The organism is Candidatus Zixiibacteriota bacterium, assembly GCA_017999435.1.
Lineage (GTDB): Bacteria > Zixibacteria > MSB-5A5 > GN15 > FEB-12 > JAGNLV01.
The window spans coordinates 377,368-402,624 of the sequence record JAGNLV010000004.1; the positions used below are offsets into that span (position 1 = coordinate 377,368).

A 25,257-nucleotide genomic window follows, 5' to 3' on the forward strand; every position below is an offset into this window, starting at 1 on the left:
GCCGGTGTATGAAAGTCCGCTTTGTCTGTCTGTCCGCTGTTATCCTGTCAGTCGGGCTGTGCGCGCTGGCTCGGCCCGCGGCCGCGCAACCCCAGGAGCCCGTCCAGCGCGTCCCGCACGGCAGCACGAGCCTGTACGAACTGCCGCCCCGCTGGCTGGTCGACATCCCCACCGCCGGCACCCTCCCCCGCGGTTACTGGGACGTCGTCATCCGCCTCTCCCCGTACGGTGCGGCGACCGGCTACATCGATATCGGCCTCTCCAACCGCTTCCAGCTCGGGCTTTCCTACGGAGGCATCGACATCATCTCGGCCTCCAGTCCCGACTGGAACCCCGACATGGGCATCAACATCAAGTTCCGCGTGGTCGATGAGCTCGAGTACTTCCCCGCCGTCGCCCTCGGCTTCGCCTCGCAGGGGAGCGGGCCGTACAACGACGATCTCAAGCGGTACACGTTCAAGTCGCGCGGCTTCTACGGCATCGTCAGCCGCAGCTTCTACTTCTACCAGTGGACGGCGGGCGGCCATTTCGGCGTCAACTACACGCTGGAGAACGACGTCGACGATGAATCGGACGTCAACTTCTTCGCCGGCTTCGACGCCACATTCAAGTACAACCTCGCGTTCTTCGCCGAGTGGGACGCGGCGCTCAATGACGACGCGAGCGCGCTCCCCGGCGGCGAGCCCTATACGTTCGCCGGCCGCGGCCGCGGCTACCTGAGCATGGCGGTGAAGTGGCTCTTCACCGATAATCTGCAGCTGGAGTTTATCGCCAAGGACCTGACGCTCAATCGCCGCGAATCCGACACCTTCTCCCGTGAAGTGCGGATCACGTATATCGATCGGTTTTGATGGCGCACGCGGGGCCGGCGCCGGCCGCCCCTACAGCCCGAACTTTCGCCACCGCCCGAGCACCATCGCCGCGAACTCCCCCACCGCGTCGATCACTTTCTCCCGGTATTCCTTCGCCCGCCGGTCATCGAACTCCGGGTACCCCTCCCCCGCCTTGTACAGGAGGATGGTCCCCGGCACCGGGTAGACATCGGCCCCCGGATTAAACGTGTAGGCGAGATCCGGATCGTACCGCTCCCGGTCGGCCAGGGCGGGATCCATCGCCCAGATGTACGCCGTCTCGTCGGTCCCGGCGTGCCCGCCGATGTGGCCAAAGAAATTCTCGGTCATATCCGCGCACAGCTGCCACCAGTGGATGACCGCGATGTTCGCCCGGCGCTCGGCGTGGAAGGCGTACGCGACGTCTTTCAGGACGGCGTTATTGCCGCCGTGGCCGTTGATGACGATGACGTGGCGGAAGCCGGCGGCGGCCAGCGAGTCGAGCACGTCGCGAACGTAGGCGCCGAAGGTCTCCGGGCGGACGGTTGCGCCGCCGTTGTAGCGCAGGAGGGACTTCGTAATGCCGTAAGTGACCGTCGGCGCCACCAGTGCGTTGAGGCGCTCGGCGATATGGCCGGCGATGTCCTCGGGGATGTAGATATCGGTGCCGAGGCAGGCCGCGCCGTGCGCCTCCACCGTCCCCACCGGCAGCACGGCCGTGTCAATCTCCGCCGGCACCAGTTCCCTGATGCGCAGCCAGCTCAGGCGCTGCAGGCGTCGTTCCACCACTCACTCCATCCGCGAAAGCAGGCGCTCGATCACCAGCTCCGTCTCGCGGGCCGACAGCTCGTCTCCCTCGAAGCGAAACTGGTTGATGTCCCGCACCATGAGTTCCAGTTCGTCGGGATCCTCGACGCAGTACCAGATTTCCAGCTCCGCCCAGCGCAGCTCCTGCTCGGTGAACGCGTTCGACACGTCGTGGTAGATCGACGGCGATTTCCAGTCGAACTCGGACAGCTTCACCCGGTACTCCGACGACATTCCGATCACGTAGTATCGCCCCTCGGGGGTGGGCCCGAACACGGCGTCCGACTCCCGCAGCATGCGCAGGGCGCGGCACATCTGGTCGGTCTTGACCGTGGGGGTCCGGCTGCCGATCACGAGCACGTGCCTGTAGCCGGCCGCGAAGGCGTCCTGAAACACCTTCTCGATTCGCAGGCCCCACCGCTCCATCGGCAGCTTCACCCCCTGGAACCGATTTTTCAGCGCGGTCGCCCGCTTGCCGCTCGATTTCTTCCTGAGGTACTCCGTTATGATCCCGACCAATCGCTCGCGCTCCGGCAGTTCGGCATAGTACAGGCGCACGTCGACATCGGCATCGAGAGCGTGGTTGATCGTGTCGGTAATGAAAGCCTGGTGGAGAAAGCGCAGGGAATCGCCCTGGATGGCGCCGAGCTCCATCTGCGATCCGTCTTCAGTCGGCTCCTGGACGCACACGGCGATGACTGAATCGTTCTTCTTTGTCCGGGCCATACGTCCCTTACGAGTTAGGGTCCTCTGTCACGCCGGAATATACATGCCGGGATTCGGCGGCGTCAAGGTTCGCCGAAAGAGAATTTCCGGAAAAGCGGTCGGGGAGAGCGGGCGCGCAAGCGCGCGGAGAGGGAGCGGGCCGCGGCGCCTGAAGCGGGGCGGGGTCAGCGCACGCCGGCCAGCGCCGCGATCATCTCGTCCGGCCCGACCACGCCGCGGAGCACCCGCCGCACCGTTCCCTGCGAATCCAGAAGGAGCGTCGTCGGCAGCGAGTAGTGGCTCATGCCGAAGCGCGCCATGAACGCTCTCGTGGCCTCGCTGTCGGCGCTCTCGAGCTGGACCTTGATCGGCACGAACCGCTCCGCCACCTTCGCGGCCACGTCCGGATTCCCGAAAGTCTTCTTCTCGAGCACGCGGCAATTCGCGCACCACGTCGCCCAGGTGTCGATGACCACCGGCTTTCCCTCGCCCTGGGCGCGCGCCAGGCCCCGCGGGAGATCGGTTTCCCAGGCGATCAGGTGCTGCGGCGGCGCCGCGGCGCCCGCGGCCGGGAGCCGCCGGGCGAGGTCGGGCAGCACCACCCCCGTCGACACCAGCACGCCCACGAGCAGCGCGATTCCGATCACGAGCGCGAGCACGCCGAGGAATTTCTTGAGCCGCGGGAAAAACGGCGAGCGCGGTGTCAGCCGGTCCATCCCCCCGCCGAACACGCCGTAGCCGACCAGGAGCAGCCCGGCCAGCAGCGCCGTCACCCACGGCGCCAGCAACGTCCGCAAAAAGTACAGCGCCATGAGCAGGAGGACGAACCCGAAGAACTTCTTCACCGACTCCATCCACTCCCCCGAACCCGGCAGCTTGCTGATGGCCGAGGAGAATGTGCCGATCAGCAGGTAGAGCGTCCCCAAACCCATCGCGAACACGAACAGCACGAGGAACCCGATCACGGGCGAGCCGCTGGTCGCAACGTAGATGAGGATCCCGGCGACAAAGGGACCGACGCAGGGAGACACGACGAGCGCAGCCACCACGCCCAGGACCATGACGCCGAAGAGGCCGCCCCCGCCCGCCCGTGCGCCGAGCTTGCTGCGCAGCGCCAGCGGCACCTGCAATTCGTACAGCCCGAACATCGAGAGCGCAAATACGATGAAGACGGCCACGATGGCGATGACCACCGGCGGACTGGCCAGCCACGCCCCGAACACCCCGCCCACGAGCGAGACGATCAGCCCCATGACGCCGTACACCACCGCCATCGACACGACGTACACGAGCGAGAGCCCGAACCCCCGCCCCATCGACCGCTCCCGCCCCGCGAACACGCTCACCGTTATCGGGATCATCGGGTAGGTGCAGGGCGAGAACGAGAGCAAAAGCCCGGTGATAAAGGCGAGTCCGAGCGCGAGGAAGTAGCCCCAGAACCCGTGTTCGCGCACGAGCCGCGCCAGGTCGCTCTCCTCCTCCGCCGGCGCGTCCGCTCCGGAGCGGCTCTCCAAGGTATCCGTCGCCGGGGCCGCCGGGGTCGCCGGGGCCGCCGTTGTGCCGAAGATCGCCTCGTTGGCCGGAACCCCCCCGCTCGCGACCGGCACCCGGAGGGCGGCCGCGACTGTCTGGGGCGCACGGCACTCAATGTCGTTGCAAGGCTGGTAGGTGACCCGGACCGCCAGGGTCGCCGACCCGGCCGCGCCGGCCGAGACGGCAATCGTGAAGGGGATGATGGTGCGGCCGCTGTAGACATCCATCGTGTCGCCCAGCAGCAGGACCGGCTGCCCCGCCGGGTACGCCGGACGGCCCGGGGTGATTCCCGGAACGGTGTCGAACTCCACCTTCGCAGGAATCAGGTACTCGTCGCGGGGATGCGCCGAGTTGACGTGCCACGGCGGCGGGATGTCCAGCACGACCGCCGCAGTGCAGGATTCCCCTGCCGCCGCCGCCGTCACCGACAGGACCGTCGAGACCGCGATGTTCGGTTCCTCGGCCCCTCCGCCGAAATCCATTTGTCCGCCCGACACGGGCGCCGCGAGCATGAGGGCGAGGGCGGGAACAAGGGAGAGGAGCATGAAGGAACGGCGGCTCCGCCGCCGGTCTGATCCATTCATAGTGCTGTCAATCCTGGCTGAACACTCCGCCGTCTGTCGGCGTCCCATCCGCAGAACGCCTCGTCGAGGGTTTTACGCCTGACGGTCCTTCCGGGTCCGCAACTGCGCGATAACTTCGGTCTTGATCAGGTGGGCGAGTTTGTCGGCATCGAGCTTGCCGACAATTTTCGCGGCGATCCGTTCGGCCAGTTCGGCCGCCAGTTGCCGGGTGAAGAGCGCCACCCGGTCGGGCGTCACGTTCTCGACCACCTCTTCCCACGAAGCCGCCTCCGCCTTCCGGGGAGGCGTCTCCTGGAGCGTGAGGCTCTCGGGCTCCTCGGCCTGGAAGCGCTCGATTTCCCGCTTGAATTCGTCGATGAAGCGCTCCACTCCGGCGGTTTCCCCCTTCTTTCGCGAATCGGGATAGGTTGCCGGGTTGAAGCGCTCCAGGGTGGAGGCCGGGTCGGTGAAGGTGAGTTCTTCGGCCGGCGCCGGACCGGCCGCGGGGCGCGCCGTTCCGCTCTCCGCCGGGGCGTTGGCCTCGCGCTGCATTTCGCTGACAAACCAGTGGTAATCGTGGGCCGAGTCGGAGTCCGAGCCGGATCCGCCGGAAAATTCGCCCGGTCCGCTCAGCCCGTACTGATTCGGGAGGATGTCGAGCCCGCCGGTATCGTCGGCCGCCGGCGGCGCCGTCCGCGCCACCTTGCCGGTTCCCGGCCGGCGAATGTCGGTCGCTTCCTCGGTGATCATGATGGACTCGACGCGGCCCGTCCTGTTCGCGTCATCGTTGTCGTCGCCGCGCCCGTAGGCGGCTATCCCCTCCTCGCGGGACAGCCCGCGCAGGGCGCCGGTCTGCTGCGTCCGTTCCATCACCTCCGACGCGGTGACGTCGATCGGCCCGGTCGCGCCCATCCCGAGGGCGCTGTCCAGCAGGTCATCGCTGAACGCCTCGAGCGGATCGCCCGCGCCGCCCGACTGCACAAACGCGGTCACCCGGTCCAGCAGATCGCGGGGGTGAAAAGGAGATGCGATCACCGCCCCGGCCGCCACTCCCGGCACCTCCCGGCCCGCCTCGGCGATCACCAGCACGGGAGCTCGGGAGCCCTGGGTACCGTCGGCGGCGCTCCGGTAGAGCGGGGCGTCCTGATATATGAGGTCGGCTCCCACGAGCACGAGGTCCGGTTTTCCGGTCTGGAGCACCTGCACGGCCGCGTCGCTCTCGGTGACCGCCACCACGTCGTAGCCGTGCTGGCGCAGGATCGTCTCCGCCACACTCCGGGTCGCATCGGACCGTTCCGCCAGCAATACTTTTTTTCGCATTCTCGCTACTTGTCTTCCCCGGGCTTGCCCGATAGCTGCGATGACGCCTCTTCGAGGAACCTCCGTTCCTCCGGCGTGAGGTTGTCGATGCCGACCTCGTTGATTTTGTCGAGGATGGCGTCGACCCGTTTCATTATGTCCTCGGCCCTTTCCCTGTTTTTTTGAAGCTTGGCCTCCTGGCGGCGATGACGCAAGTTTTTAATTGAGCGCCCGAAGCGCAGCCACCGCCAGTCGGTCTTCATGTAGACGACCGCGAACAGCGCACCGCCCAGGTGCGCCATGTGCGCGATGCTCGGTCCCCCGGCGAGAAACACGAGCACGATCATCCCGGGAATGGCGTACTTGACCTTGACCGGCACCAGAAAGTAGATATACAGCAGCCGGTTGGGGAACATGAACCAGTAGGCCACGAGCACGCCGTAGATCGCGGCCGAGGCGCCCACAGTCACCGCCGCCTGTCCGGAGTTCAGCGCCAGCGTGGCCGCCCCGCCCGACAACCCGGCCAGCAGGTAGAAGCGCCGGAACGCGCCGGTCCCCCACGTCTGCTCGATTTCGGTCCCGAACATCCACAGCGCGAACATGTTGAAAGCGACGTGGAGGAACCCGCCGTGGAGGAACATGTAGGTCAGCGGGGTATGCAGCCAGATCGGAAACTCGCGGAAGAACCGGGCCGGGGTGAGCCCGAGGTAGGAGGTGATCACCGGGAAGATGAGTTGGAGAACGTACATCCCCCCATTGACAATAAACATCCACTTGATCCAGGGGGAGACTCCGCCCGGACCAAAACTCATCCCGCGCGCCGGCCCGTCGTATTGCTGATACTGCCTCATCCGTCTTAGATATCGGTTGCCGTGCCGGATCCGATCATGAGCGCATCCGTCAATTTCTGTCGGGCGCTTCTTTCCGTACCGCCTCGTCGGTTGTATCCTGTTGATCCCGTTTATCTTCCACCGGAAGATCACAGCGCCCGGGCAGTCAGCCCGCGCCGAATTTGGGCAGGACTCGCGTGATCAGCACCAGCCAGACAACCAGAAAAACCGCCAGAACTGCGATGTCGTACCAACTCATATACTAGCGCTGTCCTCCGGGAAAAATCAAGTCCATTGTCCGCGCTCTCGGCACGGGCCGTCTGCTTCTGTAATCGGCGGCCCCCGCCAAAAGTTCCGCGCGGGGCCGCCGGAGGGGTGGGCGCAAAAACGCCGACGGCTTCAGTGGCCGCCGGCGCCTGTGCCTGCACTGCCGAGAATCGAATTCTAGGCGAGAACTTTCTCCAACCGCTGCGTCAACTGCGACTTCGGAATCGCCCCCACCACCCGATCCAGTTCCTCGCCGTTCTTAAAGAAGATCAGCGAGGGAATCGACATGATCCCGAACTTGCGCGCCACTTCGGTATTCGAATCCACGTCGATCTTGGCGACCTTCACCCGGTCGGCATACTCCCGGGCGACTTCCTCGAGGATGGGCGCGATCATTTTGCACGGTCCGCACCAGGTCGCCCAGAAGTCGACGATCACCGGCTTGTCGGCCTGAATCACTTCCTGCTCGAATGAATCATCGGTCACCGTAATCGGCTTGCTCATGACTGTAGTCCTCCGTATCTGTCAGGCGTCACCACGTTGTCTGCTGTAACACATCTTCGCGCCGGCGGTTCCTTCGGCGCTTCCGGCGCAAGACACAATGATATCGCCCGTGTCTCGGCCCGCCAAGCGAAATCCGCCGGCCTAAGCGGAGCCGTTCGGTCGGCTTTCGATCGGCGCTCGCTCGGCCGCGCCCCCGCTTGCCCGCGCGAACGTCCGCACCTGTTCGGCAAACGCCTCGAGGCGCGTCTCCTCCCCCGAGTCGCGAAGTCCCTCGTAGCTGATATTCAGCCAGGGGACCTGCCCGAGATCCTCGGCGACCCGGCGCGACAGCGACGACACGATGGTGCCGGGCATGCAGTTGAACGGCATGGCGTTCACGATCCCGGCCGCCCCTTCCTGCACCATCTCGATCGCCTTGCCGATCGAGAGGATCGCCTCCCCCTTGAAATCGATCGACAGGTAGCGGCTTGCCAGTTTCATCACGCGCTCGACCGGGTAGTCGTGCCGCAGGTCAAACTCTTCGCTCATGGCCGCCAGAATTCTGTGCTCCATCCGCGTCTGCGATATCACCTGGAGCGTTCCCTTGAGCGTGTTCCTCCAGTCGCGCTCCAGCCACGAGTCGCGGCGGAACGTCAGGGAGGTGTAGAGGGGCCATTCGGTGAAAGTAGCCAGCCGCACCTCAATCCCCTGCTGTTCGAGTTTTCCGATGAGGTGGTTGTTCGAAAAGCGATTGTGCCGGAGATAGATCTCGCCGACCAGGCCCACGAGCGGCCGGTCCGGTCCCTCCGCCCGCAATTGTCGGAACGCCCGCGCCGCCTCCCGTCCGAGCTCCGTGAGCGATTCGTCGTGCACCAGCGCGCGATCCATGCGCGCGAGAAAATGGTAGTACACCTTCTCCGCCTCCCCCGGCGTGCGCTCGTACGGCCGCGTCCGCAGCAGCATTTTCTGGAGGCCGTCCACGAACACCAGCCCCCGCCAGGCGGTCTTCCGGAAATCCGTCCCCTGCAGCCCGAACCCGTCTTCGTATCCATCCTTCGAATTGGGCGAATAGATCGGCACGTCGGTGAACCCGAGATCATCGAGCACCATGCGGTGAAAGGGCGAGTACAGACCGAACCGGCACGGTCCGTCGGCCCCCGGCATGAAGAAAACCGAGCGCTTGCGGTCGAAATCCGGCCGCCGCACGCGCCGGATGAACTCCCCGGTGGTCACGACGCAGGGGAAGCACTCCTTGCCCGAGGTGAACTTCTTGCCGTACTCGAGCGTCAACTCGTCCGGCTCGTCGAGGACTTCAGCCGTCAGCCCGTAGCGCGCGAAGGCCGCCCGGAGGGCGTAGGCGTGGTCGCACATGTTCGGGATATAGATCGTCTTTTCGAAGGGGCGGAATTCGTCGCGCCCCACACTGAAACTGCCGACCGGTGGCGTGTACCGGTAGAACCGAAGGGAGTCGACGAAGGCCTCGCACCGCGTCACCAGTCCTGCATCCGCCGAGTGCTCGTCCAATTCCAGTTGAAGGTACGGCTTCCCCGCCATCTGCTTGCGGAAGAAGTGGGTGATGAAGGAGTCCGGTCCGCACCCGAACGAGGTGATGTAGACGGCAAAGAGACCGGGGTGTTTCCGGATGAAGTCGGCCGCCTGGAGGATCCGCCGGCCGTAGCGCCAGTACATATAGGGGAACTCGGAATCCGCCTGCTCCGCCGGGAGGAAGTCGATCGGGATCGCCCGGTAGCCGAGGTTGCGGAGCTTGTCCGGCAGGTCCAGCGACAGCCGCCGGTCGAACCCGTTGTAGGGGCGGCTGACCACGACCAGCATCCGCTCGTCGGCGCCCAGCTCGCGCAGGGCCCGCTCTCCCGCCTCCCGCACGCCCTGCCGGTAGGACCGGTAGGCTTTCAGGCCCGCGGCCACCGAGCGGTTGAATTCCCGCTCCGAGAGCCCGAATTCCCGGACCAGTCCTTTGAGTTTCTGCTGCAGCACGGCCACCGAGTGGCTCAGCGAAATCTGCGCGCTGACGAATTTCACCCCTTCGGCGGCAAAATCAAACCGCGCCTCCAGCTGCGACCCGATGCTCTGCACGTAGGGGCAGATGTAGGCCCCCTCGGCGTCGTCCTCATCCTGGTCCGCCACCTTGATGAGCGACGGCAGGAAGATGTAATCCACCTTGCGCTGCAGCAGGGCGTTCACGTGCCCGTAGACGAGCTTGATCGGGAAGCACGTTTCGGCGGTGAACAGCTCGAGCGCGTCGTCCACGATCGCCCCGCTCGACATCCCCGACCGCACCACCTGGAATCCGGCGGACTCGAAGAACGCCTTCCAGAACGGGTAGTACTCGTAGAAGTGGAGCACCATCGGAATCCCCACCCGTCCGCGCCAGCGGGCGGGCGCGGGGACCTCGACATACCGTCGGAACAACAGCCGCTGGCGCCAGGTCAGGTAGTCCGGCGGCAACGGCCGGTCGTCGCGGCGGCTCACGTCGTACCTCTCGCACCGCGCACCGTAGAAGAGCGGCTCCTCTCCCTCGATTTCCACCTTGTGGATCTCGCACTGGTTGGAGCAGTCCTCGCAGGCGAAAGAGGAGAGGTCGTAGCGCCGTTTGTGCAGATCGAACCCTTTGAAGCGGGTGCGGAAGCCCGGTTCGGCGACTTTCTCCATGGCCAGGATCGCCGCCCCGATCGCCCCCGTGACGTCGTGGTGCGGCGGCACGGTGACGGTCTTGCCCGTGAGGTTTTCGAAAGCCGCCACCACGGCCTTGTTCCAGGCCACTCCGCCCTGGAAGAAGATGCGGTCTCCGATTCGGCGGTCCCCGACCACCTTGGTGAGGTAGTTGGCGGCGATAGAGTAGGCCAGGCCGGCGAGCAGATCGTCCTTCCCGGCCCCCGTCCGCTGGTGGGCCACGAGGTCGGACTCCATGAAGACCGTGCAGCGCTCCCCGCACCCGACGGGGCACTTTGCGCCCAGCGCCCGCTCGCCGAACTCCCGCTCGATGTTGATGTCGAGTTTCTCCGCCTGCTCCTGCAGGAACGATCCGGTCCCGGCCGCGCACGCCTTGTTCATCTCGAAGTCCACGACCGCCCGGTCGTCGATCGAGATATACTTGGAATCCTGTCCGCCGATCTCGAAGATGGTGTCGACGGTCGGGTCGATGTTGACGGCGGCCGTCGCCTGGGCCGTGATTTCATTGCGCACGACGTCGGCCCCGACAAAGTCGCCGGTCAGGTATCTGCCCGAACCGGTTGTTCCGACCGCTTTCACCCGGACCCGGCCGCCCACCTCGGCGCCGATTTCCTCGATTCCCCGGCGCACGGCCTCGATCGGCCGCCCCTCGGTCATGAGGTAGCGCCGGGCGATCACGCGGCGGTCGGCGTCGATCAGGACCACGTTGGTCGAGAGCGACCCGACGTCGATTCCGAGAAACACCTCGCGCCCCTCGATGTCGCTCGGCCGGTCGGCCAGCGTCACACCGTAGTGCTTGCTCTCCGGCGCGCGAAAAGCGAGGGCGGGCCGCCCCGATTCCGCGACCGCCCGAAACCGGTGGTAGGAGGCGATCCGGTCGGGCGGGAACTCGCAGAGGGCGTCGCCGTCCTCGGCCGCCAGGAGGGCCGCGCCGAGCGCGCCGATGACCTCGAAGTGTTCCGGGACGATCAGTTCGCCCGGGGCGAGGCCGAGGATTTCGGTGAAGGCCCGGATCATTCCGGGGTTGTGCGCCACCCCCCCCTCGAACGCGATCGGCCGGTCGAACCGTTTCCCCCGCGCGATCGAACTCTTGAAATTGCGCGCCACGGCGAAACACAGCCCGGCCACGATGTCGTAGTCGGGCGTGGCGATCTGCTGCAGGTGGATCATGTCCGATTTGGCGAAGACCGAGCACCGCCCGGCGATGCGCGGCGGCTTCTTCGACTTCAGCGCCAACCGGCCGAACTCATCCTCGATCGAAATCTTCAGCCGCCCCGCCTGCTGGTCGAGAAACGACCCCGTGCCCGCCGCGCACTGCGCATTCATGGCGAAATCGCTCACCGTCCGCCGCCGTCCGTCCAGCACCAGCAGCTTGGAGTCTTCGCCCCCCATCTCGATGGCGGTCCGCACGTCCGGGCAGACATGGAAATTGCCCGCGGCGATCGAGGCGATCTCGCCGAAGAATTTCCCGCCCAGAATCCCCTGCGCGGTCTTGCCGCCAATGCCCGTCAGCCCCAGCGCCACCGGGCGTCCCACCAGGTCGGCGTGGTCTTCCCGAAGGATGCGCTGCAGGGTTTCGAACGGTCCGCCGCGGAATCGCTCGTAGCGCTTGCGGACCGCCCCCCCATCGTCCAGTCGAACAGTCTTCACCGTGACCGAGCCGATGTCGATGCCAAGTACTGTCGGAGTGAACATGCCGGCAAAGAACGGCGGCGGCGCGCACGGGGCAAGTCTTTTTGCGCGGGCCGGCGCGCCGTTTCCCGTTGTCTTTTTGCCGCCGCCGCCTATATTCAGGGACTTAAGTGGAGACTGTCCGATGAGAGTTGTCCTCCAGCGCACGACCGGCTGCGAAGTCCGGATCGGCGGCCGCCTTCATGCCGCCGCGGGTCCGGGCCTGCTGCTCTTGTTCGGCACCGTCAGCGGCGACGCCGAGGCTTCGTGCGCCTGGCTCGCGGACAAGATCGTCAACCTGCGCATTTTTGAGGACGAGGCCGGCAAGATGAACCGCTCGGCGCTGGAGGTGGGCGCCGAGATGATGGTCGTTTCGCAGTTCACGCTCTACGCCGATACCCGCCGCGGCCGCCGGCCCTCGTTCGACGGCGCGATGGCGCCCGACCGGGCGGAGCAGTTGTACGACCGTTTCGTGGAACTTCTCCGGGACACCGGCCTCACCGTCGCCACGGGCGTGTTCGGCGCCCACATGGACGTCAGCCTCACCAACCATGGCCCGGTTACATTTATCCTCGAACATGGCGTACCCGCAGCTTGAGCGGCTCGCGCGCCGCCGCCGGCTCGTCCTGGGGTCCAGGTCGCCGCGGCGCCTCACCCTGCTTCGCGGCATGGGCGTGGCATTCGACCAGTTGATCCCGGAGGTCGAGGAGCGCCGCCTCCCCGGCGAGCCTCCGCTTGCCTACGCCTGCCGACTGGCCGAGGACAAGGCGCGCTGGCTCATGCCCCGCCTGGCCCCGGATCAGGTCGGGCTCACCTGCGACACGATCGTCATTCTGGGCGACGACGTCCTGGAGAAACCGTCCGACAGCGCCGAGGCGCTGGCCATTCTCTCCGCCCTCTCGGGCACGCGCCACGTGGTCTCCACGGCGATCGCCTGGACCGCCGACCGCCGATTGCTCGCCTCCGGCTACGAGACCACCGAGGTGTATTTCCGGCCGGTCACCGCCGCCCAGCTTCGCGACTACATCGCCACCGGCGAGCCGATGGACAAAGCGGGGGCCTACGGCATTCAGGGAATGGGGGCGTTTTTAGTTGACAGAATTGATGGGAATCTGGATACTGTCATAGGTCTCCCTCGAACGCTCGTCGAGCAGCTCGCCGGAGAAGCGATCAGTCAGTTGGAACATCTGTAAGATACTGCACATGGGTGAGTTAGAGACAAAATTTGGAGAATTGCTCAAGCTGGAGCGGGAACGCCAGGGGATGCGGCTTGAGGATCTCGCCGCCAGCCTCCGGATTTCCGAGGCCAACTTGCGGGCGCTGGAGGCGGGCAACCCGGCCGCCCTTCCCTCGCCGGTCTATTTCAATCTGTTTGCCAAGACCTACGCCGAGTCTCTCGGTATCGACTATGCGGCCACCATGGATGCCATCAAAGCCGACATGACTGAGATAGAGGTTCCGGAACCGCGGAAGGCGAAGAAAGGCAAGGCGCAGCCGGCGCCGCAAGCGGCCCCGCCGCCCCCTCCGTCGGCCGCCGAATCGTTCGCCGAGTCGGCGGCGGCCGAACCGGCCGCCGCGGGCAGGAAGGGCCGCACGCTGGTGGTCATCGGGTCGGTCGCGGCCGCTCTCGTCATCTTGGCGGGCGGATACTTCGCGGTCACCCAGTTGCTCCGCGCCGACAGCACGCAGCCGGTCGACGCAAGCGAGGAGGCGCGTCTGCAGACCGCGTACCGCAACTACAATTGGACCGTTCCTCCCTACCGGCCCTCCGACTCGCTGCGCCTGCGGCTGAACTCGAAGGGGGATGCCTGGACGACGGTCTTTGCCGACGGCGACACGTCCGTCGTCCGCAACCTGAGGCCCCAGGAGGACGTGCTCATATCGGCGCGCCACCGGCTGCTGGTGTCGATCGCCGTCCCCTCCAAAGTGACCGTCGAGCTGAACGGCCGCCCGGTTGACCTGGCCTCGCCGGAGACCGGGCGCATCTCGCTGGTGGAGATTACACAGGCCAATCTGGATTCCATTTTCACCGCTGCGCGCCCCGACACCGCCGATACTCTCGCGCCCGCCGATTCCGGCGGCGCTCCGGCGGCGCCGGCCCCGCCCGCGGGAGGAGCGACGCCCTGACATGTTGGCCGGCATAAAGAGATTCACAGCGCGCTCCCAGTTGAGCCGCCTGCGCAAGCAGATGACGCCGGGGACATTCCAGTACCCCGAGGCTCTCCGCACGGTGCGCAAAATCCTCGTCTGTCTCCCCGCCGAGCTCCGCGAGCTGACGACCGTGAAGCAGTTCCTTCCGGAAATCCGTGACCTGTTCAAGACCGCCGACATCACCCTGCTCACCGCCCCCGGCCTTCAGATCGCCGACATCTTCCCCCGCAAAGGGTTCAACATCCTCACCCCGTCGGCCGACCAGCTCAACTGGAGCGGGCTGGCCCGGAAGAGCTATCTGAAGTTTCTCCAGGACTACCGCTTCGACGTCGTGATCGACTTCGGTCTGGAGGCGACCGATTTCACCTCGAGCGTGCTCCTCTCGCTGCCCCAGGCGGTGCGCATCGGGCGCGGCAACCACCTCGGCTGCCCCTACTACAACCTGCAAATCAAGACGCGGTACCTGCGGGATGAGCGCAACATCTACCGGTCTCTTCTCGACACGCTGCGGCTGTTGATCGACGGTCGTCCGAAAGACGAACCGGCCGGACCGCCCCCCGATGATCGGAGGCATGGTGTATCTCAAGAAACTTGATATCCTCGGCTTCAAATCGTTCGCCAACAAAACTACAGTCCACTTTTCCCACGGCATCACGGCCGTCGTCGGGCCCAACGGCTGCGGCAAGACCAACATTCTCGACTCGCTGCGCTGGGTCCTTGGCGAACAGAAAACCTCCCTCCTCCGAGGCGCCAAGATGGAGGAGGTCATATTCAACGGCACGGCCGAGGTCAAGCCGATGGGCATGGCCGAGGTCTCGCTCACGGTTGTCAACGACCGCGGCATTCTCCCGACCGAGTATTCCGAGGTTCAGATCACGCGCCGCCTCTTCCGCAGCGGGGAATCGGAATACCTCCTCAACCGCGTTCCCTGCCGCCTCCGGGACATCCAGGAGCTCTTCTACGACACCGGCGTGGGGGCCCACTCCTACTCAGTCATCCAGCAGGACATGATCGATGCCGTCATTTCCGACAAAGCCGAGGAGCGCCGTTTCCTCTTCGAGGAGGCGGCCGGCATCACCAAGTACAAACAGCGCAAGCGCATAGCGCTGCGGAAGCTCGAGGCCACCGAGAACGACCTCCTGCGCCTCAAGGACATCTACGCCGAGGTCCAGACCCAGGTTCGCTCGCTCAAGCGCCAGTACCGCAAGGCCGAGCGCTACCAGCAGGAGCTCGACCAGGTGAAGGCCTGGGAGTTGTATCTCGGCGCCCGCCGCGTCCGGGCGATCGAGGCGGAGAAGCGCGAGCTGCGCGCCGTCCTCGATGAACTCGCCGACGGCATGACCCGGGGCCAGACGACGGTCGACCGCCTCTCGGCCGACATCGAATCCGAGCGCCGGCGGCAGACCGAGCTGGAGCACCACCTGGTGGAGATCGGCGCCGCGGTCTACGAGGTGACCGAACGCGCCCACGCTCTGGAAAAGGAAATCTCCGTTCTGACCGAGAAGCGCCACAGCGCGCGCGCCCTCGTCGAGCGCAACGAGCGCGAGCTGGCGGCCATGCGCGAGCGGGCCGCGGTTCTCGACCGGCAGCAGTCCGAGGCCACCGCCCTGGGCGAGCGGCAGCGCGCCGAGTTCGAGGACACCGCCCGGCAGGTGGCCGACGCCGAGAACGCCCAGGCGGAGGCCGACCGCAACCTCCTGGCCGCCCGCGCCTCGCGCGAAACCGAGAACCGCAGCCTCCTCGAACTCGAGGGCAAGCTCTCCTCGGGCAAAGCCGAGGAAGACACCCTCCGCGAACAGGAGCAGGAACTGGCCGCGCTTCTGGAGGACTTCCGCGGACAAATGGAGAGCCATCGCGGCGAGGCGCAGACGGCAGCCGATCAACTCGCCGCGGCCCGGCAGAAGCTCGCCGACGTGACGGCGCGCAAGGCCTCGGCCGAGCAGGCGCTCGCCGATCTCACGGTTCGGCTCGAATCCCTCCTTGACCTCAGCGGCGAACTGGCCGAGGAGCTCTCCTCGCTGGCCGCCTCGCTCGAGGCCGGCCAGGCGCGCAAGCATCTCCTTGAGGACATGATCCTGCAATTCGACGGGTACAAGTCGGGCGTGGTCGCCGTGCTCGAGGAGGCGGACCGCTGGGAGGGCGTCCTCGGCACGGTCGCCGACCGCTTCGTACCGCAGGACGGTCTGGAGATCGCGGCCGAGGCGGCCCTCGGCGACATGGCGGGGTACCTGATCTGCGACCGCCGCGAGACGGCCGAGCGGATCATCGACCACCTCCGCGCCGAGAGCCGGGGCCGCATCGGCATCCTCGTGCCTGATACCGGCATGCTCAATCCGGTCACGCGCCGGCCCGACCTCTCGGCCTACCCGCAGTTCATCGGCTGGCTCGACCAGTTCATCTCGACAGCCGACAACCTGCGCCCGCTCATGGAGGCCGTTCTCGCCCGCACCGCGGTATTCGCCGCCGGCCAGGACCCGGCGCCCATTCTCGAACGCCTCCCCTTCGGCTTCCAGGCGGTGTCCACGGACGGCCGGGTGTATGCCAAGAACATCATCGCCGGCGGCTCCGATGACGCTTTTCCGCTGTTCCGGCGCAAGGAGAAGGTGGCCGAGCAGCAGCGGGAGATCGACGAGCTCCAGGCCCGGCAGGCTGACACCCACCGCCGCAAGAACGAGGTGACGGCGCAGATCGCCGCCGCCCGGGCCGAGTCGGGATCGCTCGCCCGGGGGATCGAGGATATCGCCGAAGAAATGGAAGCGGCCCGCGCCGCCATCGCCGAAATCGAGTTCCGTCAGCGCACGCTGCAGGCCGATCTCGAGCGCATGGACCGCGAGCGCCGCCAGGCCGGCGACAAGCTCGAACGCATCCGCCACCGGCAGTACAGCCTCGGCCTCGATCACAGCCGCCTGGCGGGTCAGAAGGACAGCCTGGTGAGCACGATGACGGCTACCGACGAGCGTCTGGCCGACCTCGAGCGTGCCGCCGTGCTGGCCGCCGATCGGGTCTCCCGCCTGCAGGTCGCGGCGGTCGAGGCCCGCAGCCGCATCGAGCAGACCGAAAGCCGCCGGACCCACGTCGCGGAGTTGCTCGATGAGATCGCCCGCGCCACGGCCGAGAAGACCGAGGAGATCGGCCGCGCCGAACAGGAGATTTCCGACAGCGCCCGGCGCATCAATGAGCTCGAGGCCGCGCTCCGCGAGACATTCGCGGAACGCACCCGCGTCACCGATCAGCAGGCGGCCCTCCGCGCCGAGCAGGCCGAGATTATGGACCGGCTCACCGGCTGCGAGAAACAGCTCAAGGAACTCCGCGCCGAACGGGAATCCCTCTCCGACCGCCGCCACGAAAAGGAGATGCGCCTGAACACGCTGGAGTCGGAGGCCCGCGCCATCGGCGACCGCGTCCGCGAGGACTACGGAGTCGACGTCGCCGCGATCGAGGCGCCCAAGCCCGACCCGGCCGTCGACGATCAGGATGCCGTCCACATCCTCGCCGAGCAGAAAGAGCGCCTCAAAGAGTTCGGCGCGGTCAACCTCCTGGCTCTCGAAGAATACAAGACGGCCGCCGAGCGGGAGAAATTCCTCGGCGAGCAGCTCACCGACCTCACGACCGCCCGCAACGACCTGCAGACGACGATCAACAAGATCAACCAGACGGCCCGCAAGCTCTTCCACGACACCTTCGAACAGGTGCGCGGCAACTTCCGCAAGCTCTTTGTCGAGCTCTTCTCGGGCGGCGAGGCCGACATCCGCATGATCGATCCCGACGATCCGCTGGAGAGCGACATCGACATCACGGCCCGCCCGCGGGGCAAGAAACTCCTTTCGATCACGATGATGTCGGGCGGCGAGCGGGCCCTCACCGCCATCTCCCTCCTCTTCTCGCTCTACATGGTCAAACCCTCGCCGTTCTGCATTCTCGATGAGATCGACGCGCCGCTCGACGATGCCAACTGCCGGCGCTTCCTCCGCATCATCGACACTTTCTCCGCGCAGACGCAGTTCATCATCATCACCCACAACAAGATCACGATGGCGGCGGCGGACAATCTCTACGGCGTGACCATGGGACAACCCGGCATCTCGCAGCTCGTCGCCGTTCGCTTCAGTTCCGACGACGCGGGCACTACGACGGTCGACACCGAGCGGCCGATCGAGATCGGGGCGCGCGCAGGCGCCGGGGAACCGGAACCGCCGCGCCCGCGCCCGTCCACAAAGGACCGGGAGCCGGAACCGGAATTCGAGCTGCCCCAGGTGATCCGCGACCGCCTCCAACAACCGGCGGCTCCGGACGCCGAATCCGATAACGCGAGTTGACCGCGCCCATGGCCTTGTTCAATCCGCTCGACAAGCTCAAGAATTCGCTGGCCCGCACCAAGGACAAGCTCCTCGGCCGGCTCAGCGAGGTTGTTCGCCGGCGCGCCATCGACGACGATCTCCTTGAGGACATTGAGGAGATCCTCGTCCAGGCCGATGTTGGCCTGCCCGCCACCGAACGCCTCATTGCCCGCGTGAAAGAGGCCGCGCGGGAGCGGCGGCTCACCGAGGGGGACCAGATTATCGACCTGCTCAAGGAGGAGATCGTCGCGATCCTCTCCCGCACCGGCCGCCCGCTGTTTCCCCCGGGCGAACCCCGGCCGGCCGTTTGGCTCATCGTGGGCGTCAACGGCGTCGGCAAGACCACCACTATCGGAAAACTGGCCACGCTTTTCTCGCGCGAGGGGAAGAAGGTCAGCATCGCCGCCTGCGACACGTTCCGCGCGGCCGCAATCGACCAGATTTCGATCTGGGCGGAGCGCAGCCGCGTGGCCCTCATCCGCCCGCAGGAGGGCTCCGATCCGGCGGCGGTGGCTTTCGACGCGGCCCGGGCCGCCCATGCCCGCGGGCTGGACCTCCTGCTTGTCGACACCGCCGGCCGTCTGCACACGAAGTCCAACCTGATGGAGGAGCTGAAGAAGATCCGGCGCGTGATCGCCAAGGCCGCCCCCGAGGCCGCGATCTCCACCCGCCTCATCCTCGACGGTTCCACCGGCCAAAACGCCCTGTCGCAGGTCAGGGTCTTTACCGACGCGGTCGGCTGCGACGGCCTCATTGTCACCAAGCTCGACGGCACCGCCAAAGGAGGCGTGATGATCGCCGTCGCCCAGGAACTCAACGTCCCCGTCGATTTCATCGGCCTCGGCGAGGGGATCGACGACATCCAGCGGTTCAACCCGCGCGAGTACACGGAGGCCCTCTTTGCCGACGAGCCGGCTAAGCGTTGAGACGCACGCGCGCGAGGAGATGATCGACGTCACCGCGCAGGTCCGCCGCGCCGTCCGGGAATCGGGCGTCGCCTCGGGCATCGCCGTCTGCTTCGTGCCGCACACGACCGCGGCGGTCACCATCAACGAGAACGCCGACCCCGACGTGGCCCGCGACATTCTCTACAAGCTGGACAAGGAGATCCCGGCGGCCGACGGCTACCGCCACGCCGAGGGGAATTCCGACGCCCACGTCAAGAGCACGCTGGTCGGGGTCTCGGCGCACGTGCTGATCGAGGGCGGCGACCTGGTCCTCGGCGCCTGGCAGGGAATCTACTTCTGCGAGTTCGACGGCCCCCGCCGCCGCCACCTTATCGTCAGAGTGATGTCCGGTGCTTAACATCACCGTTCTTGCCGTCGGCAGGGACAAGGACCGCTGGGTATCGGAGGCGGTCGCGCACTACGAGAAACTTCTTGCCCGCTGGTGCCGTCTCGCCTGGCGCATCGTGCCGTCGCCGAAGCATTCGGCCGCGCTCTCTCCCGAGGAGATCCGCCGGGCGGAGTCGGCGCGCCTGCGGGCGGCGCTCGGTCCCGGGTACATCGCGGCCCTCGCGGCCTCCGGCCGGACGGTCGACAGCCCGGCTTTCGCCCGGCTCCTCGAGCGCTGGCACACGGTGTCGGGGAGCAACCTCACTTTCGTCATCGGCGGTCCCCACGGTCTCGACCGGGACCTGCTCTCTCGCGCCGACACGGTTCTCTCCCTCTCCCCGCTCACTTTTTCGCACCAGCTCGTGCGGCTCATCCTGCTGGAGCAGCTCTACCGAGCCTTCTCCATTCTCCACGGGACCGACTACCACAAGTAGGGCGGTCCGGCCGCCCGCGGAGCGCGGCCTCGTCGGGCCCGGCGCGGCGCGGTCAGAACTTCCGGCTGCCCCGCTGGGTCAGCGGCATCGCTTTCGCGCACAGGGGGCACTCCGCCGGATCCCAGCTCTCGGCCGCCACGGTCGCCAGCGCGGCGAACGGATAGTCAAACCTGACCTTCCCGTTCGACCGATCGAGCATGAGCCGCAGCCCGACGATCTCGGCGCCGTACCGGCGGACCAGGGCGATCACCTCGTCCACCGACGTTCCGGTCGTCAGCACGTCATCGACAATCGCCACCTTCTGCCCCGGCTCGAGGTGAAACCCCCGCTTGAACACCCGCCCCTTGCCGTCGTCCGCCGCCTCCGCGTAGATCGCTTCCACGCCGAGGTACCGCGCGACATCGTAGGCCAGGATGATCCCCCCGGTCGTCGGCCCGACAATCGTCCGGACACCCGTGGTACGGAGCGTGTCGGCCATGCGCGCGCACAGCCTGGTGCAGAGCGCGGGTTGTTTGAGCAGCGTGAACTTTTCATAGTACACGTCCGAGTGCCGTCCCGAGGTCAGCTTGAAATGCCCGGTCAGAAGCGCCCCGGACTCCTTGAACAGGTTCACCACGTCATCCTGGCTCATGAATCCTCCGTTATGACCGCCACGGCGGCGGCATGCGTTCGCTCGTGTGTGATTGACAGGAAACACCGCGCGCGGCCCAGGGCCGCCCGGATGTCATCGGGCAGCGAGAGCACCGGCTGTCCGGAGGCGTCGTTGGTGATTGCGATCGCGCGGTAGGCCGGGCGCTCGCTCAGCCGGTAGCCGAGGGCTTTGATGACCGCCTCTTTCGCGGCGAAGCGCCCGGCCAAAAACACAGACTTGTCGTGTCGACGATTGAGGATGGCGAGTTCCTCCGCCCCCAAGATGCGTTCGGCGAAACGGTTGCCCCAGGTTCGGAGATCCCGTTCCATCCGCGCGACTTCCACAATGTCCAGTCCGATTGCCTGAATCATACTCTTTTCCGCGGCTGAGGCCGGCGAGGGAAGATAGGCAGCGGCGCGATTTCCCGCAACAGAGTCAAAAAACTAATTGCTTCCGGCGCCGATGGGACGTACCATACAAGTGACGGGGAGAGAGAAATGTAATTTGAAAACCTCTTACACTGGACTAATGAAGGTCGTCTCTTCGTCGCTGCGCACACGCCGTGACCCGTCCTTTGGACGGTAGCGAAAGCAAGACGCGGGAAGTGACTGTAAAAACCCTTTACCGTACCGTAATGGTGTGAGTCCTTTCAAATTCCGTGGCTCTCGACCCGCAAAAGTAAACCGGCCCACTCGTGGGCCGGTTTTTCTTGTTATCGCCGAGTTCGAGTCCGGCTCCCGACCCGCCCCCCGCCCGGCAGCCGAAAAGTTGTAAGTTGCCGTACCACTGCGGTCTTCGTATAAAACCCGCAGACAGAGAATTACTCGAGGAAGGAATCGATATGAAACTGCCGTCGCTGGCACAGCTTGCGGCCGAGTATGGCCGGACGATTCGGCGTTTTCCCCTTGTGCTGGTCTGCGCGCTGCTGGGAACCCTGGCGGCCTTGATTCTTGTGGATCAGGAGGGCAGCCGCGAGGCGTCGGTTCTCTACAACATCCTCCTGACCGCCATCCTTGCCCTTCCCGTGATGACGGCCGTGAAGCTGGCCGCAGAGAGGAGCAGCGCACCCGCGAGCAGCGCCTGGCCGGCTCAGGCGGCGGCCGCCGCCCTGCTGGTGGTGTACGCCGCCACCGTTCCGACCGACCTCCCCCGCGCACCTCTGGTGCATCTCCTGCGTTTCTTTGCGCTGGGGATCGGGTGCACGCTCCTGGCCTCGGTGTGGCCGTTCCGGCAGAAAGGGGAGGACAACCGCTTCTGGCATTTCACCAGCCTGGTCGTCTTCCGAATCATGCTCGCGGGGGCGTTCGCGCTGGTCCTCTTCGCCGGCCTGGCGCTGGCGCTGGCCGCGCTGGACAATCTCTTCGGCATGGCGATACCGTCGAAGCGGTATGCGGAACTCTGGATCCTTACCCTCGGGCTCTTTGCCGTCCCCTATGTTTTGGCCGGACTGCCCGAGGATTGGAGCGCGCTCGGGACGGGGAGCGATTATCCCCGGCCGCTGAAGGTGCTGGGGCAGTATGTTCTCCCGCCTCTCGTCGCGGTCTACTTCGTGATCCTCTACGCCTACATCGCCAAGATCATCGTCACCTGGAGCTGGCCGCAGGGCTGGGTGGGGCGGCTGATCATCGGCTTCTCCGCGACCGGCATCCTCGCCCTCTCGGTGCTCGATCCCATGCGCGAGAGGACGGAGTCCCTGTGGATAAAGAGAGCGTCCCGTTGGTTCTACCTGATCCTCCTCCCCCTCATCGTCGTCCTCTTCCTGGCGCTCTGGCGGCGCATCTCCGAGTACGGTCTGACCGAGGGGAGGTATCTGGGCCTGGCCGTGGGCGTCTGGCTGGCCGTCATCGCCGCGTACTTCCTTCTCAGCCGTTCCAAGAGCATCAGGATGATCCCCGCTTCCCTCTGCGCCTTCGCCTTTTTGATCTCAGTCGGTCCCTGGGGAATGTTCAGCGTCTCGGAGCAGAGCCAGATCCGGAGACTCCGGGGGATGCTGACTGCCGATTCGATCCTGGTGAACGGCGCGGTGACAAAGGCGCCGGCCCCGGTTCCCGCCGATCACGAGGTCCAGATCAGCGCGATTCTCATCTACTTGTACGAGGTGCACGGCTTCTCCGCCCTGGAGCCGTGGTTCGGCGAGACCCTCCGCGCGGACACGGAGGATGCCGGGAATCGGTTCAAGGGGCCGGAGTACGTCGCCGAACTTCTGGGCATCGAGTTCCATCCATACGATACGCCCGGGCGGGAGCAGTACTTCGCGGTCCGCATTGATCCGCAGACTCCGATTTCGGTCGCCGGATACGACCACATGCTGCGGGCCGGCTACGGCGGGCGGGCGGCTGCGCCGAGTCCGGCCGGCGAGCCGGTCGCCGGCGCAATCGAGACGGCCGCCGATTCCGTGGTCGTGAGATTCGTGCTCGACAGCACGACCACCGATTCCGTCACCGTTTCGCTTCGCCCGCTGATCGACCGGATCGTCGCGGCGCGGGCAGACGCCCGCGGTTCGGAGATCTCCGGCGAGGAGGCGATGATCGAAAACGAAACGGGAGGAGTCAAGGTCAAGGTGGTCATGCTGCAGGCGGACATCCGCCGGGACGACAGCATCACCGTGCTGAACTCGTACGATGCCCTGATTCTCTATTCGCGCAGGAAGTAACGGCGGCGTTTGGCCGGTTCGCGGCCGCGCGCCGCGAGGTCCGGGCGGGCCCGTCTCCCCGAAAAAAAAAGAAGGCAGGAGGGTGTAACCTTCTGCCTGTCAATGCTTTGCATGGACGGATACTAGACCTCCATGACCTCCTTCTCCTTGACCGTCAGGAGAGAATCGATCTCTTTGATGTGCTCATCGGTCAGCTTCTGCACCTTGTCCAGGCTCTTGCGCATCTCATCCTCGGAGATTTTCGAGTCCTTCTCCGCCTGTTTGAGATGTTCGTTCGCGTCGCGCCGAATGTTGCGCACGGCGACGCGGGCCTCTTCCGCCAGGTGCTTGCACTGTTTCACCAGCGTTCTGCGCCGTTCCTCATTGAGCGCCGGGATCGGCACGCGGATGATTTGTCCGTCCACCATCGGGTTGAACCCGAGGTCGGCGGCCTGGATCCCCTTGACCACGTTGCCGACCGTCGACTTGTCGAACGGCGTCACCACCAGCAGCCGCGGCTCGGGGGCCGTCACCGTGGCCACCTGGTTGAGGGGCATCTGGGTGCCGTAAGCTTCGACAGTAACGGTGTCCAGCAGGTGCGGCGAGGCCTTTCCCGTGCGGACGGTTCCGAATTCGCGCTTGAGCGTCTCGATCGTCTTGTGCATCCGGTCGTGGGCGTCTTTCTCGATCTTGTCAACCATATCGGTGCCTCCCTCAATGGCACGTTGCGTGTTATCCCGCCGACGTCACCAGCGTCCCGACGTCTTCCCCGAGCACCGTGCGGCGGAGATTGCCGGGACGGTGCAGGTCCACGATACGCAGGGGGATTTGGTTTTCTTTCAGAAGCGAGATCGCCGTGGCATCGATCACCCGCAGCTCCCGCGTGAGAATGTCCATGTACGACAGCCGGGGGTAGAACGTCGCCTTCGCGTCCTTGCGCGGATCGGCCGAGTACACCCCGTCGACATTGGTCGCCTTGATCATGAGGTCCGCCCCCACCTCCATGGCGCGCAGCGAGGCCGCGGTATCGGTGGAGAAATACGGGCTGCCGGTGCCGGCCGCGAAGATGACGACCCGCCCCTTCTCCATGTGCCGCACCGCGCGCCGCCGGATGAACGGTTCGGCGAAGGCTTCCAGTTTGACCGCCGACATAACGCGGGTGTAGACGCCCATGTGCTCGAGCGTGTCCATCATCGCCAGGGCGTTGATCACGGTGGCGAGCATCCCCATGTTGTCGGCGGTCACCCGGTCCATGCCGAGCTCGGTGGCCGCCAGGCCGCGGAAAATGTTCCCGCCCCCGACCACGATGCCGATCTCGCACCGGAGCTGCTTGACTTCTATGATTTGGCCGCAGACGGCTTCGACGGTGGGGCTGTCGATGCCGAACTCGCGGGCGCCCATGAGCGCCTCGCCCGAGATTTTGATGAGAACCCGCTTGTATAACGGCGCGTCTGTGTCCATACGCTACTCACCGAGCCGGAACCGTGCGAAGCGCCGCACCTTCATGTTCTCTCCCAGCCGCGCGATCGTCTCCTTGAGGTACTCCTCGATCGTCTTGTCGGCGTCCTTCACGAACGGCTGCTCCATGAGCACGACTTCGCCGAAGTATTTCTCGATCCGGCCGTCGACGATCTTGTCGACGATCTTCTCCGGCTTTCCCTCTTTGAGCGTCTGGTGCCGGTAGATTTCGCGTTCCTTGGCGATGAGCGCCGGATCGACCTCGTCCCGGCTCACCACCAGGGGGGCGCTGGCCGCGATGTGCATGGCGATGTTGCGCGCGAATTCTTTGAGCTGGTCGGTCCGCGCGACGAAATCGGTTTCGCAGTTGACCTCCACCATCACGCCGAGCTTGTCGCCCGGGTGGACGTAGGTGGCGATGACGCCTTCGGCGGTCGCCCGGCCCTCCTTCTTGGCCGCCTTGGAGATTCCCTGCTCGCGCAGGTAGTCGATCGCTTTGCTGAGGTCCCCGTGCGTCTCGGTCAGGGCCTTCTTGCAGTCCATCATGCCGGCCCCGGTTTTTTCCCGAAGCTCTTTCACCAGTTGTGCGCTTATGTCCATG

Annotated in this window: 22 protein-coding genes; 10 read left to right on the forward strand and 12 right to left on the reverse strand. The window is 65.8% G+C overall.

Annotated elements, in window-relative coordinates:
* The first annotated feature begins 8 nt into the window (after positions 1-8).
* The gene (locus KA261_12020) at positions 9-851 is read left to right on the forward strand and encodes a hypothetical protein (protein MBP7698526.1); all 843 of its coding nucleotides are present in this window, start codon (positions 9-11) and stop codon (positions 849-851) included.
* Between the two features lie 30 nt (positions 852-881).
* Here the strand turns inward: KA261_12020 and KA261_12025 are convergent, their stop codons facing one another.
* The 7 genes from KA261_12025 to KA261_12055 all read right to left on the reverse strand — a co-directional run bounded on the left by KA261_12025 (position 882) and on the right by KA261_12055 (position 11,703).
* Positions 882-1,616 (reverse strand): creatininase family protein, encoded by a 735-nt coding sequence (locus KA261_12025; protein ID MBP7698527.1) that lies wholly within the window; start codon positions 1,614-1,616, stop codon positions 882-884.
* Between the two features lie 3 nt (positions 1,617-1,619).
* A complete protein-coding gene (locus KA261_12030) occupies positions 1,620-2,363 on the reverse strand; it encodes a DUF2064 domain-containing protein (protein ID MBP7698528.1) in 744 nt (247 codons plus the stop codon).
* A 164-nt stretch (positions 2,364-2,527) separates the two neighbouring features.
* Positions 2,528-4,459 (reverse strand): thioredoxin family protein, encoded by a 1,932-nt coding sequence (locus tag KA261_12035; GenBank protein ID MBP7698529.1) that lies wholly within the window; start codon positions 4,457-4,459, stop codon positions 2,528-2,530.
* 72 nt (positions 4,460-4,531) lie between these two features.
* Complete coding sequence (locus KA261_12040) at positions 4,532-5,758, reverse strand: hypothetical protein (protein MBP7698530.1); 1,227 nt, start codon at positions 5,756-5,758, stop codon at positions 4,532-4,534.
* A gap of 5 nt (positions 5,759-5,763) precedes the next feature.
* Entirely contained in the window at positions 5,764-6,588 is an 825-nt protein-coding gene (locus KA261_12045; GenBank protein MBP7698531.1) for a rhomboid family intramembrane serine protease, read from the reverse strand.
* Positions 6,589-7,011: 423 nt separating this feature from the next.
* Positions 7,012-7,338 carry a thioredoxin gene (gene trxA, locus KA261_12050; GenBank protein ID MBP7698532.1) on the reverse strand — a complete coding sequence of 109 codons (327 nt, stop codon included), beginning with the start codon at positions 7,336-7,338 and terminating at the stop codon, positions 7,012-7,014.
* A gap of 141 nt (positions 7,339-7,479) precedes the next feature.
* Positions 7,480-11,703, reverse strand: a complete 4,224-nt coding sequence (locus KA261_12055) for a CoA activase (protein MBP7698533.1) — start codon at positions 11,701-11,703, stop codon at positions 7,480-7,482.
* A 121-nt stretch (positions 11,704-11,824) separates the two neighbouring features.
* On the opposite strand from KA261_12055, the gene dtd reads away from it, so the two are divergent.
* The 8 genes from dtd to KA261_12095 are packed head-to-tail and all read left to right on the forward strand — an operon-like array spanning position 11,825 to position 19,935.
* Positions 11,825-12,277, forward strand: coding sequence for a D-tyrosyl-tRNA(Tyr) deacylase (gene dtd, locus KA261_12060; protein ID MBP7698534.1), 453 nt, complete (start codon positions 11,825-11,827; stop codon positions 12,275-12,277).
* The gene (gene maf, locus KA261_12065) at positions 12,258-12,872 is read left to right on the forward strand and encodes a septum formation protein Maf (protein MBP7698535.1); all 615 of its coding nucleotides are present in this window, start codon (positions 12,258-12,260) and stop codon (positions 12,870-12,872) included. The genes dtd and maf overlap by 20 nt, the downstream gene beginning before the upstream one ends.
* A gap of 10 nt (positions 12,873-12,882) precedes the next feature.
* Positions 12,883-13,806: a DUF4115 domain-containing protein gene (locus KA261_12070; protein MBP7698536.1), complete on the forward strand. Its 924-nt coding sequence runs from the start codon at positions 12,883-12,885 to the stop codon at positions 13,804-13,806.
* A 1-nt stretch (position 13,807) separates the two neighbouring features.
* Positions 13,808-14,425, forward strand: coding sequence for a hypothetical protein (locus tag KA261_12075; protein ID MBP7698537.1), 618 nt, complete (start codon positions 13,808-13,810; stop codon positions 14,423-14,425).
* The gene (gene smc / locus KA261_12080; GenBank protein ID MBP7698538.1) at positions 14,406-18,146 is read left to right on the forward strand and encodes a chromosome segregation protein SMC; all 3,741 of its coding nucleotides are present in this window, start codon (positions 14,406-14,408) and stop codon (positions 18,144-18,146) included. Before KA261_12075 ends, smc begins: the two co-directional genes overlap by 20 nt.
* Before the next feature lie 8 nt (positions 18,147-18,154).
* A complete protein-coding gene (gene ftsY, locus KA261_12085; GenBank protein MBP7698539.1) occupies positions 18,155-19,093 on the forward strand; it encodes a signal recognition particle-docking protein FtsY in 939 nt (312 codons plus the stop codon).
* Positions 19,094-19,112: 19 nt separating this feature from the next.
* A complete protein-coding gene (locus KA261_12090; protein ID MBP7698540.1) occupies positions 19,113-19,472 on the forward strand; it encodes a secondary thiamine-phosphate synthase enzyme YjbQ in 360 nt (119 codons plus the stop codon).
* Positions 19,465-19,935, forward strand: a complete 471-nt coding sequence (locus KA261_12095) for a 23S rRNA (pseudouridine(1915)-N(3))-methyltransferase RlmH (protein MBP7698541.1) — start codon at positions 19,465-19,467, stop codon at positions 19,933-19,935. The genes KA261_12090 and KA261_12095 overlap by 8 nt, the downstream gene beginning before the upstream one ends.
* Before the next feature lie 52 nt (positions 19,936-19,987).
* Here the strand turns inward: KA261_12095 and pyrE are convergent, their stop codons facing one another.
* Entirely contained in the window at positions 19,988-20,566 is a 579-nt protein-coding gene (pyrE, locus tag KA261_12100; GenBank protein MBP7698542.1) for an orotate phosphoribosyltransferase, read from the reverse strand.
* Positions 20,563-20,937, reverse strand: a complete 375-nt coding sequence (gene acpS / locus KA261_12105) for a holo-ACP synthase (GenBank protein MBP7698543.1) — start codon at positions 20,935-20,937, stop codon at positions 20,563-20,565. The genes pyrE and acpS overlap by 4 nt, the downstream gene beginning before the upstream one ends.
* Positions 20,938-21,407: 470 nt before the next feature.
* On the opposite strand from acpS, the gene KA261_12110 reads away from it, so the two are divergent.
* On the forward strand, positions 21,408-23,219 hold the full coding sequence (locus KA261_12110; protein ID MBP7698544.1) for a DUF4153 domain-containing protein: 1,812 nt from the start codon (positions 21,408-21,410) through the stop codon (positions 23,217-23,219).
* A 122-nt stretch (positions 23,220-23,341) separates the two neighbouring features.
* On the opposite strand, the gene frr is transcribed toward KA261_12110, so the two are convergent.
* Genes frr through tsf form a run of 3 tightly spaced genes read right to left on the reverse strand, consistent with a single transcriptional unit; the run spans position 23,342 to position 25,256 of the window.
* Positions 23,342-23,899 carry a ribosome recycling factor gene (gene frr / locus KA261_12115; protein ID MBP7698545.1) on the reverse strand — a complete coding sequence of 186 codons (558 nt, stop codon included), beginning with the start codon at positions 23,897-23,899 and terminating at the stop codon, positions 23,342-23,344.
* Positions 23,900-23,930: 31 nt separating this feature from the next.
* Positions 23,931-24,659, reverse strand: a complete 729-nt coding sequence (locus tag KA261_12120) for a UMP kinase (protein MBP7698546.1) — start codon at positions 24,657-24,659, stop codon at positions 23,931-23,933.
* Positions 24,660-24,662: 3 nt separating this feature from the next.
* Positions 24,663-25,256: a translation elongation factor Ts gene (tsf, locus tag KA261_12125; GenBank protein MBP7698547.1), complete on the reverse strand. Its 594-nt coding sequence runs from the start codon at positions 25,254-25,256 to the stop codon at positions 24,663-24,665.
* Position 25,257 lies beyond the last annotated feature (1 nt).